The organism is Nocardia sp. NPDC003482, assembly GCF_053588115.1.
The window spans coordinates 242,146-256,877 of the sequence record NZ_JBSFPI010000001.1 but is presented as its reverse complement, the minus strand read 5'-3'; the positions used below and the strand labels follow the sequence as shown (position 1 = coordinate 256,877).

Below are 14,732 nucleotides of genomic sequence, written 5' to 3'. Positions count from 1 at the left end.
TTCCTTTCGGTCCGAATCGGGCCGTGGCACGATTGCGCCGGGCGCGACCGGGGTACTCACCGTGAATTCGCGCATCGCCCCAGTCCAGAAGTCGGCGATGAGAATCTGCGCCGGCGCATATTCGGGCGAGCGTTGTCAAATCCGGTCCCGCCCAATGAGACCGAGTGGCGAGTCACACCCGAAAAGGTTATTTTGTGCCGATGCTGAGAGCGCGGCTGGGTATCAGGGCCCGAATTCTCGCAATCGCACTCGTTCCGAGCCTGGCGCTGCTCGTGATCGGTGTGGGCGCGGCGGGTTACGTGGTTCGAGAGGGAGGCGACGCCAAACACTTCGCGTCGGTCCTCGAGGGCGCCAACAAGCACACCCGGGAACTGATCGCCTCGGTCGAGCAGGAACGCCTCCAGTCGTTGCAGGCGCTGTCCGGCGCCCCGGATCCCGTCGGCCTGGCCGCCGCCCGCCAGCGGTTCGACAAGGCGATGAAGGATATGCAGAGCGTCCAGGACGCGATGACCTCCTCGCGGTCCAACACCATGTCCGGCGACATCGGCGGGTTCCAGACCCTGCAACAGCAGCTGCCGCAGCTGCGCGGCGCCGTCGACGCCGGACTCATCCCGATCCCCGACACCTACAGCGCGTACTCGAAGATCCTCGAGGGCGTCGAGATCGGCACCGACATCACCGCCGCGACCGCGCCCAACGCCGGGGTGGCCAACCAGCTCGCGCATTCGCTGCGCCTGCTGCGCGCGATGGACGCCAACGCGCGGGTGGCCGCGCTGACCGCCGCCGCGCTCAGCCCCGCCGGGCTGCCCGCCCCGCTGCAGCAGGAGTACCGCGACAAGGTCGGCTACTACCGCACCGAATTGCCTTTGCTGGCAGCCGATCTCGGCGGTCAGCAGGGCGAGCGGGTCAAGACCGTGATCGACTCCTCGGCCTGGGAACAGCTCGGGCAGATGGAGGACTTCATCATCCATCCGCCCGCGCCGGGTCGCTCCGGTCCCGCGGCCCCGCCGATCGGGACGGCCGAATGGCGGGCCGCGGCCGACGACGTCAACAACCAGTTGCTCGCGGTGTGGCAGTTCCAGAACGACCACGCCAACCACGTCGCCGTCGTCGACGGCCAGCGCCAGGCCACCAACGCGCTGTGGGCGGGCGCGGGCATCCTCGCGCTCGCGGTGCTCGCCTTCGCCGCCTCGCTGTGGCTGGCCAACCGGCTCATCGGCCGCCTCAAGCGGCTGCGCACCGAGACCCTGGCCCTGGCGGAGGTCCGGCTGCCCGAGACCATGCGCAAGCTCGAGGCGGGCGAGGACGTCGATCCCGAGGCCGAGGCCGCCCACCTGGACTTCGGGCACGACGAGATCGGTTCGGTCGCCAAGGCGTTCAACCAGGCCCACACCGCGGCCGTCGGCGCGGCGGTCACCGAGGCCCGCACCCGCGAGGGCGTGCGCGCGGTGTTCCTCAACATCGCCCACCGCAGCCAGATGGTGGTGCACCGCCAGCTCGAGATCCTCGACGAGGCCGAGCAGCGGCAGGAGGACCCCAAGCTGCTCGAGACCTTCTTCAAGCTCGACCACCTGGCCACCCGCGAACGCCGCAACGCCGAGAACCTGATCATCCTCGGCGGCGGTCAGCCTGGTCGGCAGTGGCGGCGGCCGGTCCCGCTGGTCGAGCTGGTCCGCAGCGCGGTCGCGGAGACCCTCGACTACGCGCGGGTGCGCACCGCCCGGATGCCGCAGGTGTACGTGGCGGGCGGGGTCGTGGCCGACCTCATCCACCTGCTCGCCGAACTGGTCGACAACGCCACCGCGTTCTCCCCGCCGCAGTCGCGGGTGGAGGTGACCGGCAACATCGTCGGCAAGGGCGTGGTCGTGGAGATCAGCGACCAGGGCATGGGCATGCCCACCGCCGAACTGGAGCGCGCCAACGAAATGCTGCGCAACCCACCGGATTTCGGTGTCGCGACGCTGTCGGCCGATTCGCGCCTGGGCCTGTTCGTGGTCGCGCGGCTGAGCACCCGCCACGGCATCTCGGTGCGGCTGGCCGAATCCGACTACGGCGGGATCCGCGCCATCGTGCTGGTGCCGAGTTCGCTCATCACCAATGACGCGCCGGTGGCCGACCATCTGCCCGAGCGCACCCCGGGCCGCCGCCCGGAGCCGCCCGCCACCGGGCAGATCCCCGCGACCCCGGCCTACGAATCGCTCTCGGCGCCAACGGCATTGGCGACGCTGCCGCCGCGCGAGCCCGATCCGGAGCCGCTGCCGCCGGAACCCGAAGCGCCGCGCTACATTCCGGAGGTGCGCACACCCGAGCCTCGCTTCCCCGAGTCCCGTGCCTCCGAACCCCATACTTCCGAGCTTCGGGCTCCCGATCTCAGGGATCCCGAGTTCCGGGCTCCCGATCTCAGGAGTCCCGAGTTCCGTTCTCCCGATCCCCGCGACACCGAGTTCCGCGCTGCCGATCCCCGGGACACCGAGTTCCGCGCTCCCGATCTCCGCGATACCGAGTCGCGTTCCCCCAATCCCCGGGATCCTGAATACCGTTCACCCGATTTTCGGGATCTCGAAAACCGTTCCGCCGACCGCCGGGATTCCGAATACCGTTCCCCCGACCTCCGCGATCCTCAGTCCCGGACCCCCGAGCCGCGGCACCGCGCCGCCGATCAGCGGCCAACCTACACCGGCGGCGACACTCGCCCGCCGCTGCCCCGGCGTCGGCGTCAGGCGAGCCTGGCCCCGGAGCTGGCCCACGACAACGCCCAGCAGATCCCCGAATCGGCGCCGCAGCGGCCCCGTTCGGCCGAACAGGCGCGAGACCTGATGTCCGCCATCGAGAATGGCACCCGGCAGGGGCGACGGGCGCAGTCCGACCCCCGTAACGCCGCCACTTCGGAAGAACAGGAAGGCGAAGGTGACCTCTTCCAACGCAGGTGATCTCAACTGGCTACTCGACGATCTGGTCGATCGCCTCGCGGGCGTGCGCTACGCGGTGGTGCACTCGACCGACGGGCTGCTGCTGGGCCGGTCCACCACGATGAGCCGGGAGGACGCCGAGCATTTCGGCGCGATGTCGGCGACCCTGTACGGGTTGGCCCGCAGCGCGGGCAGCCGCTTCGACGGTGGCGGCGTGCGCCAGGCGGTGATCGAACTCGATCGCGCGGTGCTGTTCGTGACCGCGGCGGGCGACAACGCGTGTATCGCGTTGCAGGCCAGCGAAAGCGCGAACCTCGGTATGGTTGCCTACGAGATGAACCTGACCGTGCAGCGGGTGGGCAGCTATCTGTCCACCGATCCGCGGCGCGGTCTGGCAGCGCAGGTGGAGCACCGATTGTCATGAGTCGCTTCGGTCAACCCTGGTTCGACGATCAGGCGGGCCCCCTGGTTCGCCCGTACGCCGTGACGGGTGGCCGCACGATGGGTGCGGGACACGACCTGGACATGCTCACCCTCGTGGTCAGATCCCATCCGGCTCCGAGGTTGCGGCGCGTGGAACCGGAATACGCGCAGATCGTCGCGCTGTGCCGGGTCCCCCAGTCGGTGGCCGAGGTGTCCGCCGCGCTGAAACTGCCCCTCGCCGTGACGAAGATCCTGGTCGGTGACCTGATCAGCGAGGGGCATCTGATCTTCCGGGCCCCGTTGCGCGCCGACGGGCCCGGTGACCTCAACCTGTTGCGAGCTGTGCTCGACGGAATCCGAAAGCTGTAACACCAGTGTCTGATACGACGTCCGCGGCACCACTTGCCGCCTCGGTGAAGATCCTCATCGCGGGCGGGTTCGGTGTCGGTAAGACCACCATGGTGTCCTCGATCAGCGAGATCGCCCCGCTGCGCACCGAGGAGCTCATCACCGAACTGTCCTCCGGGGTGGACGATCTGTCCGGCGTCGAGGGCAAGACGACCACCACGGTGGCACTGGACTTCGGCCGCATCACCATCGACGAGAATCTCGTGCTGTACCTGTTCGGTACGCCGGGTCAGGACCGATTCTGGTTCCTGTGGGACGAATTGGCCCGCGGCGCGCTGGGCGCGGTGGTCATCGCCGATACCCGTCGACTGGAGAACTCCTTCGCCGCCATCGATTTCTTCGAACGCCGCGGCCTGTCGTTCGCCGTCGCGGTCAACTGCTTCGACGGCGCCCCGGTCTACACCACCGACGAGGTCCGCGACGCCCTCGACCTCGACCCCCACACCCCCGTGGTCCTCTGCGACGCCCGCGACCGCTCCTCCTGCAAGACCGTTTTGATGACCCTTGTCGAGCACCTGATCGTGCGCGCCACCACGTCGGTGGCCTGAGGGGCGACCACTTCCCCGCGCGCGACCACTTCGGTGGCCCGAGGGAGGCAACTCGCCTTGCGCGCCACCACCTCTATGGCCTGAAGGACGGCTACTCCCCCGCGGCGGGGTCGATCTCGGCGAACGAGGCGATCCACTTGTGCGGTGGGCGTGGGGAATTCGGTTCACCCGGCCGGGTGACGCCGACGGCCGACCAGCCCGCGGCCGTGGCGGCGTCGAGTTCGTCGGGGTGGTCGGACAGGAACAGGATCTCCCCGGCGGGCCGCCCGATGGCTCCGGCGATCTTGTCGTAGGAGGCGGATTCGCGTTTGCCGCCCGCGTTGTTCAGGTCGAACCAGTCGCCGATGAGCGAGGCGAGTTCGCCGCCGCGGGCGTGGGCGAACCAATCCTGTTGATTGCGCACCGAACCCGAGGAGTACACGTACAGGGCGAGGCCCGCGGCGTGCCAGGCGCGCAGGGCGGGCGGCGCGTCCGGAAAGAACTCGCCGTGCAGGTCTCCGTCCCGGAAGCCCTCGGCGCAGATCAACCCCTGCGCGGTCTTGAGCGGCTGCGCCTTCACATCCGAGTTCAGCCAGCCGATCAAAATCTCGGCGACCTCGTCGGTGTCGGCATCGGGCCGCTCGGCGAGCTCCCTCGTCCGCGCGATGACGGATTCGGCCGCCCCGTCCCGATTCTCGGCCAGCCAGCGCGGCAGCCGCTCCCGCGTGTACCCGTACAGCCCCTCCCGCACCGAGGCGGTCGGACTCGTCGTGCCCTCGATATCGACGACGACCGCGCGAATCGTCATGCGGCGGCGAGCAATTCGTCCAGGGTCGGGAACCGCGACCCGATCGTGTTCCCCGAGAAGTCGCCGACCCAGCCGTCCTCCTCCTCGAAGAACCGCACGGCGACGAAGTCGGGGCGGGTGCCCATATCGAACCAGTGCAGGGTACCCGCGGGCACCGATACCAGATCCCCGGCCTCGCACACCACGGCCAGCACCTCGTCGTTCAGATGCAGGTAGAAGCAGCCGCGCCCGCCCGCGAAGAAGCGGACCTCGTCCTCGGCGTGGCGATGTTCGGACAGGAACTTCTCCCGCGCGCCCTTGGCCTTGGCGGGCCATTCGGGATCGTCGTCGTCGGGGTGGATGCGGGCGACGTCGATGTGCTTGTAGCGGCCGTCGGCGTTGAGTTCGCCGATGCGGTCGGCGTACTCGGCCAGCAGGTCGTCGGTGGAGGTGCTGGCGTCCAGGGTCTCCGGCGTGGCCCAGCGGTCGAAAACGACGCCGCGGCGGCGCAATTCGGCGGCGATCACCTCGGGGTCGCTGGTGCGCAGCCGGACGTCGGCGGCGTCGCCGTCGGGCATGATCTGCAACAGGGTCATCGGTAGTCCTCCTCGGAGCTGTGGTCGGTCCCGATCTCGCGGCGGCCGGTGAGCGTCACCAGTTCGCACATCGCCTCCAGGCATTCGGCGCGATCGCGCGCCTGCGCGAGGGTATCGCCCCACGCGGTGATGCCGTGGCCCGCGATGAACAGCACCGGCGGCGCGTCCGGACGGGCGGCGAGATGCCGTTCGATATCCGCGCCGATGCTCGGCACGTCCGCGTGATTGGCGAACACCGGGATGTCGATGCGGTCGTGTGCCCGCAGGCCCTTGATCAGTTCGTATCCGGCGAAGCGCAACGCGCCGGACGCCCCCGCCGAGCGCGCGGTGGCGTGCGGCGGATGCACGTGCACCACGGCCCGCGCGCCGGTGGACCGGTACACCGCGGTGTGGATGGTCGTCTCCGCCGAGGGCCGCCGCGTGCCCGCGACCACGCTCGAATCCGCGACCCGCACGGTCACCATGTCGTCGGCGCGCAATTCGCCCTTGGACAAACCGCTTCCGGTGACCACGGCCGTATCGTCCACGCGCACCGAGATATTGCCCGCCGTGCCCGGCATCCAGCCCCGCGCGTACAGCTCGCGGGCGATCCCGGCGATCTCCTCGCCCGCCGATTCGGCATCCGCCGCATAGTTGCCCGCACTGCCCGAATCACCGTGGCCGCCAGTCGCATTCGCGACCAGCGCCGCCCAGGCCGGGGACGTGGACGGCAACACCCCGTTCTCGGTGACCACGGCCGTGACGAGTTCCGGCGGCGTGACGTCGAAGGCCGGATTGAAGACCTCGGTCCCCTCCGGCGCGGTCGCCATTCCCCCGACATGGGTGATCTCACCCGCGGCCCGTTCCTCGACCACGATCCGGTCGCCGGTCGGCGTGTCCGGATCGCGGGTGGACTCCGGCGCGACGACGACGAAGGGAATCCCGTGGTGATTTGCGGCGAGGGCCAGGGCGTACGTGCCGATCTTGTTGGCGACCGAGCCGTCGGCGGTGATCCGGTCCGCGCCCACGACCACCGCGTCGACCTGCCCGGTGGCCATGGCCCACGCGGCGGCGGAATCGATGGTGAGCCGATGCGGGATCCCGGCCTCGGCCAGCTCCCACGCCGTGAGCCGGGCCCCTTGCAGCAGCGGGCGGGTCTCGTCGACGAGAACCGATTCGATCGCGCCGCGCTCGTGCAGCACCCGCAACGCGCCCAGGGCCGTGCCGAAGGCGGTGGTCGCCAGGCGGCCGGTGTTGCAGTGGGTGAGCACGCGCAGCGGGCGGTCCGGGCCGAGCCGGAGCAGCAGGTCGGCGGCATGGGTGGCGGCGGCCCGATTCACCCGGCCGTCCTCGGCGAGCAGCGCGAGGGCCTCGTCGAGGACCGCCTGCGGCCCGCTCGGCAGCGCGGCGAGCGCGCGGCGCACACCCCAGGCGAGATTGACCGCGGTGGGCCGGGCCTCGGCGATCCGCTCGGCCTCCGACCGCACCTTCTCCGCGTCGCCGCCGTGCGCGAACGCGGCCAGCGCCACGCCGAAGGCCCCGGATACGCCGATCGCGGGCGCGCCGCGAATCGCGAGCGTCTTGATCGCGTCGATCACCTCGTCGACCGTGGTGATCCGCAGCTCGCGCAGTTCCCGCGGCAGGGCGCGCTGATCGACGGTGACCAGGGCACCGTCGACCCACGCGATCGAAACCTCACTCATCCGCAACCTTCATGTCGATCTACAGCTCATCCAAACTACTCAATCCGGCACGAGGCGGGCGCACCAGGTTTGTCGTCCCCTCGATCCTTATTGTCCCCGGGTTCACGGCCGAGCGTGCGAATCCGCATCGAGTGCCATCCGGCATTCGAGGCCGACCGTTCGGTTCCTCGCAGTGGCGAAAACGCCCGTCTCCCATAGACAATCGGGGCGAATGGTACGAATCCCGCCGAGTCTCACCTTCATCCACAGCTTTCGGTGGATAAGCGTGAACAGACCGAGTTCCACATTCGCTCGTGTCCCCAGGGGTGGAACAAACCTGGGGACGAAGGGTTTTCAGGCGCGGCCGAAGGCCAGGGTGACGTTGTGACCGCCGAACCCGAACGAGTTGCTCAGCGCGTACGACATGGTCTGCGCGCGCGGAACCCCGTGTACCACGTCCAGATTCGTGCCCGGATCCGGGTTCTCGAAATTCAGGGTGGGCGGGACGATCCGCTCCGCCAGCGTGCGCACGGTGAGGATCGCCTCCAGCGCGCCGACCGCGCCGATCGAATGTCCCAGCGCGCCCTTGGGCGCGTACACCGACGCGTCCGGCGCCACGGCCGCAATGGCATTCGCCTCCGAGGCGTCGCCGACCGGGGTCGAGGTGGCGTGCGCGTTGACGTGATCGATATCGGATCCGGTGAGACCGGCCGCGTCGATCGCCTTGCGCATGGCCCGCGCCGCGCCCGCGCCCTCGGGTTCGGTGCCGGTGATGTGGTAGCCGTCGGAGGTGATGCCCGCGCCCAGCACCCGGCCGTGGATCCGGGCCCGCCGCGCCCGCGCGAACTCCTCCGATTCGAGCACCAGCATCGCCCCGGCCTCGCCGAACACGAATCCGTCGCGGTCGCGGTCGAACGGCCGCGAGGCGCGCTCGGGGTCGTCATTGCGGGTGCTCATCGCGCGCATCATGGCGAAGCTCGCGATCGGGATCGCCTCGATGTAGCCCTCGACGCCCCCGGCGATCACCACGTCGGCCTCCCCGGTGGCGATGAGCCGCCACGCGTGCGCGATCGCCTCCGCACCCGACGAGCACGCCGAGGTCGGCGCGTAAACGCCTGCCTTGGCGCCGAATTCGAGGCCGACCCGCGCCGCGGACCCGTTGGGCATCACCATCGGCACGGTCAGCGGCGGCACCTTGCGATAGCCGCCCGCGCGCATGGCGTCGACCGCGGTGAGGAACGCGTCGCCGCCGCCGAGCCCGGTGCCGACCGCGACGCCGAGCCGCTCGCCGTCCACATCCGGTTTGCCCGCCTCCTCCCACACCTGGCGGCCCAGCACCAGCGCCATCTGCTGGACGTAGGAGTGCCGTCGCTGCTCGATGCGGGTCAGCTGCTCGCCCGGCTGCCGCACCAGCTTGCCGCCGATGCGCACGGGCAGGTCGTACTCGGTGACGAAGTCGTCGTCCAGCGGGCCGATACCGCTTTCGCCGCGCAGCAGCGCGTCCCAGGTGCCGTCGAGATCGGGCGCGAGGGAGGTGGTGGTGGTCATTCCGGTGACGACGACCGCTCGTCGCGCGGGCGAAACTGAAGCAGTCGTTACAGTCATGCGGTCAATAGATACCTGTAGCACCCGCTACAGTCAACCGGTGCCCAGACCTCTCGACACGGCTCGCCGCGCCGAACTGCTCTCCGGCGTGATCGCCTACATCGCCGAATTCGGACTCATGGAACTGTCGCTGCGCCCGCTCGCCGAATATCTGGGCACGAGTTCACGAATGCTGATCCACTACTTCGGGACCAAGGAGCAGATGCTCGTGGCCGCGCTCGAGACGCAGCGGCCCGATATCGCGGGCCTGTTCGCCGATGTGCCCGATATCGATACGCTGCGGCGGCGGCTCATCGCATCGTTCGTCGTCAACACCACGAGCGACTGGGTGACCAGCACCCGCGTGCTGTTCCAGGTGCTCGGCGTCGCCTCGGTGCCGGGCAGTCCCTACGTCCGCTACGCCGCGGACGCCGTGCACATCCTCGTCGAGGCGCTCACCGCGGTGTTGCGCGAGCTCGATCCGGACCACCCCGACCCGGAATCGCGTGCCACCGTGCTCATCTCGGGTATCCGCGGTCTGTTGCAGGACCGGCTGGTCACCGGCGACAACACCCGCGTGTCGAAAGCCGCGCGGCTGCTGATCAACTCGACCCTTCCCTCGGCATCCTGACACCGGTTTCAGTATTGTTCCGGCCATGGCATTTGTGATCGAGGACAGTGTGGAGATCGCGGCTCCGGCCGAGGTGGTGTGGAAGGTGCTCACCGATTTCGACGACTACGGGCAGTGGAATCCCTTCGTTCCCGCCTGCGCCACCACCCTCGAACCCGGCTCCCCCATCGATATGCAGGTGCGTCTCGGCCCGCGCGAGCGCGCCCAGCGCGAGTACATCCGAACCTGCACGCCCGGAACCGAATTCAGCTACGGCATGAAGCCGGTGCCGCTCGGCGCCCTGCACAGCCTGCGCTCGCACACCCTCACCCCGCTCGACGCGACGCGCACCCGCTACACCTCGCACTTCGAATTGGGCGGCTGGCTGCGCGGTGTGGTCACCGGCCCGATGGGCACGGCGCTGCACTCCGGCTTCGGCGGTATGACCGCGGCGCTGAAGACCCGCGCCGAGCAGCTGGCCTGAGTCAGGTCTCGAAGGGGATGGTGTTGCCCGCCGCGTCGCGGGTCCCGGCCTCGCTCTGGATGGCGGCGGCCAGCTCGCGGGCCGAGGACCAGCGCACCGGCGGGTTCCCGTCGAGATTGCCGATGGTGTACCAGGTTTCGGTGCCGCGGTAGCGGACCAGGGGCGTGCCCTGCTCGTCCACGGCCACGTCGAGTTCGCCGGAGACCGTGCCCTCCTCCTGGGTCAGCACGGCGGCCTTGGCGGCGATCTCGACGATTTCGATGATCAGAAGCCTCCTCGACGGCCGCAGTCGTCGACTGCGGTACGCAACGCGGTCTGTTCGGCCTGGTCGACACTCAGGCCGTATTTTACTTTGACCTTCACGTAGTGGGCGACATAGGCACACCGGTACTTTCCGGGCGGCAGGTAGTTGGCCGCGTCCTGATCGCCCTTGGAGCGATTGGCCGAGGGGTCGGAGGCGACGAGGTTCAGCGCGTCGTTGGCGAGATTGCGGCGGGTGGCCTCGTCGCGGGTCGCCGCGCCGGAGCGCCACGCCTCGGCGAGGGGCACGATGTGGTCGGCGTCGACGTCCTTGGCCTCGGTCATGAACTTGTAGGGCGCGAGTTTGCCGGTCTTGCGGTCGAGCACGCCGTACTGATCGCGCCAGCCGCCGCCCTTGCCGACGGTGAACTTGCAGGTCTTCGCGTCCAGGGTGACCGGGCCCTCGGCGTCGCGCAGCAGCACGATGTCGCGGGTGTCGCATTTGGCGTATTGCGCGTACTTGTCGCCGAATCCGTGCTCGGGGGTGTTGGTGTCCCAGTGCGGGAACTGCTCGCGGCTGTACCCGGTCATCGGACCCTCGGCGGCCACCGGCAGCGACGCGAGCAGATCGCCGATCTCCTGGGGTGATTCGGTGCCCGGCCCGGGTTCGGGCACGCCCGGCGCGGCGGTGGGACTCGGCCCGCCGCCCCCGGTGTGGCCGGAACGCTGTGCCACGACGGCGATTCCGACGATGACCGCCAGCAACACGAGCGCGGCGCCGAACGACAGGACTGGTTTGGTGCCGCGCGGCGAGCGTCGGCGCTGTGCACTATTCATCTCGGACAACCACACTCGCAACCGGGGGTGACAATCGGCAAGGGGGACAACCCCTTCGGTAGCCGATGTCACACCGAAGAACAAAAGACGCCGCAACTGTAGCGAATTCCGCGCGACACACCCGGCAAACCCCGCCGCACGGAGCGTCCGGCGGGGTCTGTGGGAGGCTTCGAAAGGCCCGGGCGCGGCCGGGCTTTCGGTCAGGCGTTGTTGAGCTTGTTGAGCCGCTCGCAGGACTCGAGGTACTCCTCGATGAGCCGCCGCATCACGTCGGAGGTGCGCTCGACCTTGTTCATCAGGCCGACCACCTGCCCGACGGGATTGAAGTTGACGTCCTTGGCGGCCTCGGGGTAGCGGTGGCCGCGCTTGACGCCGTCGAGGGCGACCATCATCTGCAACGGCATGGGCAGCGGGTCGGGCGTGTCGGCGGCCTCCCACGCGTCGGTCCAGTCGTTGCGCAGCATGCGGGCGGGCTTCCCGGTCCACGCGCGCGAACGGATGGTGTCGTGGCTGGTGGCGTCGATGTAGGTCTGCATCTGCGCGGGCGGCACATTGGCCTCCTCGACGGTCAGCCAGATCGAGCCGGTCCACGCGCCCGCCGCGCCCATCGCCATCGCCGCCGCGACCTGACGGCCGTTGCCGATACCACCCGCCGCGAGCACCGGCAGATCCCCGACCGCGTCGATGACCTGCGGCCACAGCACCAGCGAGGAGATCTCGCCGCAGTGCCCGCCGCCCTCGGTGCCTTGGCAGACAACGAAATCCAGGCCCGCCCGCTTGTGGTTGAGCGCGTGCTTGACCGATCCGCACAGCGCGCCGATCAGGCGGCCGGAGTCCTGCACCTGCTTGACGATCTCGTCGGGCGGAGTGCCCAGCGCGTTGGCGACCAGCTTGGCCTTGGGGTGGCGCAGGATCACCTCGACCTGCGGGCCCGCGGTGGTCGCGGTCCAGCCGAGCAGCTGGTTGTGGTGCTCGTCCTCCGGCAGCGGCGGCACGCCGTGGTCGGCGAGGATCTTCTCGGCGAAATCGCGGTGACCCTGCGGAACCAGTTTGGCCAGTTCGGCTTCCAGCTGTTCGGGCGACAGACCCTCGATGCCCTTGCCCTCGTACTTGGAGGGGATCACCAGATCCACGCCGTAGACGCCGTGCACGTGCTCGTCGAGCCAGGCCAGTTCGACCTCGAGCTGTTCGGCGGTGAAACCGACCGCGCCCAGCACGCCGAGCCCGCCGGCGTTGCTCACCGCGGCGGCCACGTCGCGGCAGTGGGTGAAGGCGAAGATGGGGACGTCGATGCCCAGTCGTTCGCAGATCTCGGTACGCATGGGGTGCTGGTCTCCTCGTATTGCCGCGCGGAAGTCTGTGCCAACAACACTAGAACACGTTTCATATTCAAGCCAATAGCTCGGTGAGCGGGACAGCTGAGCTGGAATGATCTTTACTACTCCACCGAAAACACGTTTCAGTTCTGCTACCTTCACCGCATGATCCCCACGATCGTCTGGGGCACGGGCAACGTCGGCCGCGCGGCCGTGCGGGCCGTGTCGGCGCATCCCGCCCTGACCCTGGCCGGTGTCCTGGTCCACAACCGCGACAAGGTCGGCCGCGACGCGGGCGAACTGGCCGGGCTCGACACCCCGCTCGGCGTGACCGCGACCGACGATGTCGAGGCGGTGCTCGCCGCGCGGCCGGGCGCGGTGGTGTACGCGGCCTCCGGCGACATCCGGCCCGACGACGCGCTCACCGATGTGCTGGCGGCAATCCGGGCCGGGGCCGCGGTGGTGACGCCCGCTTTGTACGCCTTCTACGATCCGCACAGCGCCCCCGCGGCGGATCGGGACCGGGTGCTGGCCGCGATCGAGGCGGGCGGCGGGTCGCTGTTCGTGTCGGGCGTGGATCCCGGGTGGGGCAACGATGTGCTGCCGGTGCTGCTGAGCGGTCTCGGCGGCCGGATCGATGCGATCCGCTGCCAGGAGATCTTCGACTACACCACCTACGATCAGCCCGATTCGGTGCGGTACCTGGTCGGCATGGGGCAGCCGCTGGACTACGCCCCGCCCATGCTCGCACCCGGCGTGCCGACCATGGTGTGGGGTGGGCAGATTCGGCTGCTGGCCCGCGCGCTGGGCGCGCCGCTCGACGAGATCCGCGAGACCCTCGATCGGCGCGCCCTGGACCGCACGGTGGTCACCGAGCGGATGGGCGAATTCGCCGCGGGCACACAGGGAGCCGTGCGGTTCGAGGTGCGGGGCATCGTGGACGGCGAGCCGCGGCTGATCATCGAGCACGTCACCCGCATCGATCCCGCCTGCGCCCCGGACTGGCCCACCCCGCCCGACGGCTCCGGCGCGCACCGCGTGATCATCGAGGGCCGCCCGCGCCTCGAGGTCACCGTCGAGGCGAGCGACGAGGGCGGCAATCGCGCGGCGGGCGGAAACGCCACGGCCGTGGGCAGATTGGTGAACGCGATCGACTGGCTCGTCGAGGCCGAACCCGGCCTCTACGACGCGCTCGACATCCCGCTGCGCCCGCCGGTCGGCGCCCTCGGAAGGAGAACCGCATGATCATCGACGTGCCCGAGGGCCGCGACCCGATCGAGTACGTGTGGGGCGAGTTGGTGCCCGGAATCGGCCCGGCGGCAAGCGCATTCGCCCTGGCCGTCTACACGCACTCATCCCTCGGCCTGCGCGAGTTCGAGGCGGCGCGGCTGCGCGTCGCTCAACTCAACGGCTGCCTGTTCTGCCAGGACTGGCGCACCGAACGCGACGGCACGCGGGTCGAACCCGAATTCGCCGACGCCGTAACCGCTTGGCGCACAACCGAACTCTTCGACGACCGCACCCGCCTGGCCGCCGAGTACGCCGAGCGCTACGTCCTGGACCACCACGGCCTCGACGACGAGTTCTGGTCCCGCTTCCTGGCCCACTACACCCAGCGCGAGGCCGTCGAACTGACCATGTGTCTGGGCTCCTGGCTCGGCTTCGGCCGCCTCAACCGCGTCTTCGGCCTGGACGCGGTGTGCGTGCTACCGAGCCATCTCGGCGAGGGTCGTCACCGGCCCGGCCACGTGTAGCGGGTCTGGCTCGCCGTCGGCAGCTTGCCGAAGGCGAAGCCGACCGTCGGCGCGACGCGATACAGCCGGACGTCCCCCGCGACGACCGCCGCGCCCAGTCCGTACCAGGTGCCCTCGGGATCGGTCATGTGCGGGCCGTACTTGCCCTCGAGGTCCGCGACCGCCCGCTCCCGCTCGGAGCGCTCCGCCACGACGGACGCGACCCCCTCGATCACGACATCGGTACCGGTCAAAGCGTTCGTGCCGGTCGTCAACACACACCGCGGATTCTGATCGAGGTTGTGCGCCTTGCGTTCCCGCCCACCCGTCGTGAAGCACAGTCCGCCCAGGCTCCACCCCGCGAGCAGGGGCGTCACGTGCGGCCGCCCGTCCGGGCGCACGGTCGTCAGCCAGAACACCTCCGCGGCGTCGAGGATCGCCGACACCGCCGACCAGGGAATCGGGCGCGCCCCCGGCGCGGAGAACGGTCCCAGTACGACGTTCGGTTCGCTGTCCGACATATCCACATCCTCGAGTCCGGAGAAGCACGGGCGCACGAGGTATGACGGGACCACGTCCCGGAATTCATCGAGGACGGTCGGCTCTCACCCCGATGA

16 protein-coding genes are annotated in these 14,732 nt (G+C 69.6%); 8 read left to right on the top strand and 8 right to left on the bottom strand.

What is annotated here, in order from left to right; translation table 11 throughout:
• Positions 1-200: 200 nt before the first annotated feature.
• The 4 genes from ACWDSJ_RS01220 to ACWDSJ_RS01205 are packed head-to-tail and all read left to right on the top strand — an operon-like array spanning position 201 to position 4,288.
• Positions 201-2,930: a nitrate- and nitrite sensing domain-containing protein gene (locus ACWDSJ_RS01220; protein WP_450029012.1), complete on the top strand. Its 2,730-nt coding sequence runs from the start codon at positions 201-203 to the stop codon at positions 2,928-2,930.
• A complete protein-coding gene (locus ACWDSJ_RS01215; RefSeq protein ID WP_387357457.1) occupies positions 2,908-3,333 on the top strand; it encodes a roadblock/LC7 domain-containing protein in 426 nt (141 codons plus the stop codon). Before ACWDSJ_RS01220 ends, ACWDSJ_RS01215 begins: the two co-directional genes overlap by 23 nt.
• The gene (locus ACWDSJ_RS01210; protein WP_387357456.1) at positions 3,330-3,701 is read left to right on the top strand and encodes a DUF742 domain-containing protein; all 372 of its coding nucleotides are present in this window, start codon (positions 3,330-3,332) and stop codon (positions 3,699-3,701) included. Before ACWDSJ_RS01215 ends, ACWDSJ_RS01210 begins: the two co-directional genes overlap by 4 nt.
• 5 nt (positions 3,702-3,706) lie before the next feature.
• Complete coding sequence (locus ACWDSJ_RS01205; RefSeq protein WP_387357455.1) at positions 3,707-4,288, top strand: GTP-binding protein; 582 nt, start codon at positions 3,707-3,709, stop codon at positions 4,286-4,288.
• A 91-nt stretch (positions 4,289-4,379) separates the two neighbouring features.
• Here ACWDSJ_RS01205 and mtnC read toward each other — a convergent pair whose 3' ends face one another.
• From mtnC to ACWDSJ_RS01185, 4 genes are all read right to left on the bottom strand, one after another.
• On the bottom strand, positions 4,380-5,075 hold the full coding sequence (mtnC, locus tag ACWDSJ_RS01200) for an acireductone synthase (RefSeq protein ID WP_450028668.1): 696 nt from the start codon (positions 5,073-5,075) through the stop codon (positions 4,380-4,382).
• A complete protein-coding gene (locus ACWDSJ_RS01195; RefSeq protein ID WP_450028667.1) occupies positions 5,072-5,650 on the bottom strand; it encodes a 1,2-dihydroxy-3-keto-5-methylthiopentene dioxygenase in 579 nt (192 codons plus the stop codon). Before ACWDSJ_RS01195 ends, mtnC begins: the two co-directional genes overlap by 4 nt.
• Positions 5,647-7,332, bottom strand: a complete 1,686-nt coding sequence (gene mtnA, locus ACWDSJ_RS01190; protein WP_450028666.1) for an S-methyl-5-thioribose-1-phosphate isomerase — start codon at positions 7,330-7,332, stop codon at positions 5,647-5,649. Before mtnA ends, ACWDSJ_RS01195 begins: the two co-directional genes overlap by 4 nt.
• A gap of 333 nt (positions 7,333-7,665) precedes the next feature.
• Positions 7,666-8,916: a KasA/KasB family beta-ketoacyl-ACP synthase gene (locus tag ACWDSJ_RS01185; RefSeq protein ID WP_387357451.1), complete on the bottom strand. Its 1,251-nt coding sequence runs from the start codon at positions 8,914-8,916 to the stop codon at positions 7,666-7,668.
• Positions 8,917-8,956: 40 nt separating this feature from the next.
• On the opposite strand from ACWDSJ_RS01185, the gene ACWDSJ_RS01180 reads away from it, so the two are divergent.
• Positions 8,957-9,526: a TetR/AcrR family transcriptional regulator gene (locus ACWDSJ_RS01180; RefSeq protein WP_450028665.1), complete on the top strand. Its 570-nt coding sequence runs from the start codon at positions 8,957-8,959 to the stop codon at positions 9,524-9,526.
• 25 nt (positions 9,527-9,551) lie between these two features.
• The gene (locus ACWDSJ_RS01175) at positions 9,552-9,989 is read left to right on the top strand and encodes an SRPBCC family protein (protein WP_450028664.1); all 438 of its coding nucleotides are present in this window, start codon (positions 9,552-9,554) and stop codon (positions 9,987-9,989) included.
• A gap of 1 nt (position 9,990) precedes the next feature.
• Here the strand turns inward: ACWDSJ_RS01175 and ACWDSJ_RS01170 are convergent, their stop codons facing one another.
• The 3 genes from ACWDSJ_RS01170 to ACWDSJ_RS01160 all read right to left on the bottom strand — a co-directional run bounded on the left by ACWDSJ_RS01170 (position 9,991) and on the right by ACWDSJ_RS01160 (position 12,388).
• The gene (locus ACWDSJ_RS01170; protein WP_387357448.1) at positions 9,991-10,218 is read right to left on the bottom strand and encodes a hypothetical protein; all 228 of its coding nucleotides are present in this window, start codon (positions 10,216-10,218) and stop codon (positions 9,991-9,993) included.
• 35 nt (positions 10,219-10,253) lie between these two features.
• Positions 10,254-11,066 carry an HNH endonuclease family protein gene (locus tag ACWDSJ_RS01165; RefSeq protein ID WP_450028663.1) on the bottom strand — a complete coding sequence of 271 codons (813 nt, stop codon included), beginning with the start codon at positions 11,064-11,066 and terminating at the stop codon, positions 10,254-10,256.
• 200 nt (positions 11,067-11,266) lie between these two features.
• Positions 11,267-12,388 (bottom strand): NAD(P)H-dependent flavin oxidoreductase, encoded by a 1,122-nt coding sequence (locus ACWDSJ_RS01160; RefSeq protein ID WP_450028662.1) that lies wholly within the window; start codon positions 12,386-12,388, stop codon positions 11,267-11,269.
• A 159-nt stretch (positions 12,389-12,547) separates the two neighbouring features.
• Here ACWDSJ_RS01160 and ACWDSJ_RS01155 point away from each other — a divergent pair, with 159 nt between their 5' ends.
• A complete protein-coding gene (locus ACWDSJ_RS01155) occupies positions 12,548-13,627 on the top strand; it encodes an NAD(P)H-dependent amine dehydrogenase family protein (protein WP_450028661.1) in 1,080 nt (359 codons plus the stop codon).
• A complete protein-coding gene (locus tag ACWDSJ_RS01150; RefSeq protein WP_450028660.1) occupies positions 13,624-14,136 on the top strand; it encodes a carboxymuconolactone decarboxylase family protein in 513 nt (170 codons plus the stop codon). Before ACWDSJ_RS01155 ends, ACWDSJ_RS01150 begins: the two co-directional genes overlap by 4 nt.
• On the opposite strand, the gene ACWDSJ_RS01145 is transcribed toward ACWDSJ_RS01150, so the two are convergent.
• Positions 14,115-14,636: a pyridoxamine 5'-phosphate oxidase family protein gene (locus ACWDSJ_RS01145; protein ID WP_450028659.1), complete on the bottom strand. Its 522-nt coding sequence runs from the start codon at positions 14,634-14,636 to the stop codon at positions 14,115-14,117. The genes ACWDSJ_RS01150 and ACWDSJ_RS01145 overlap by 22 nt on opposite strands.
• Positions 14,637-14,732 lie beyond the last annotated feature (96 nt).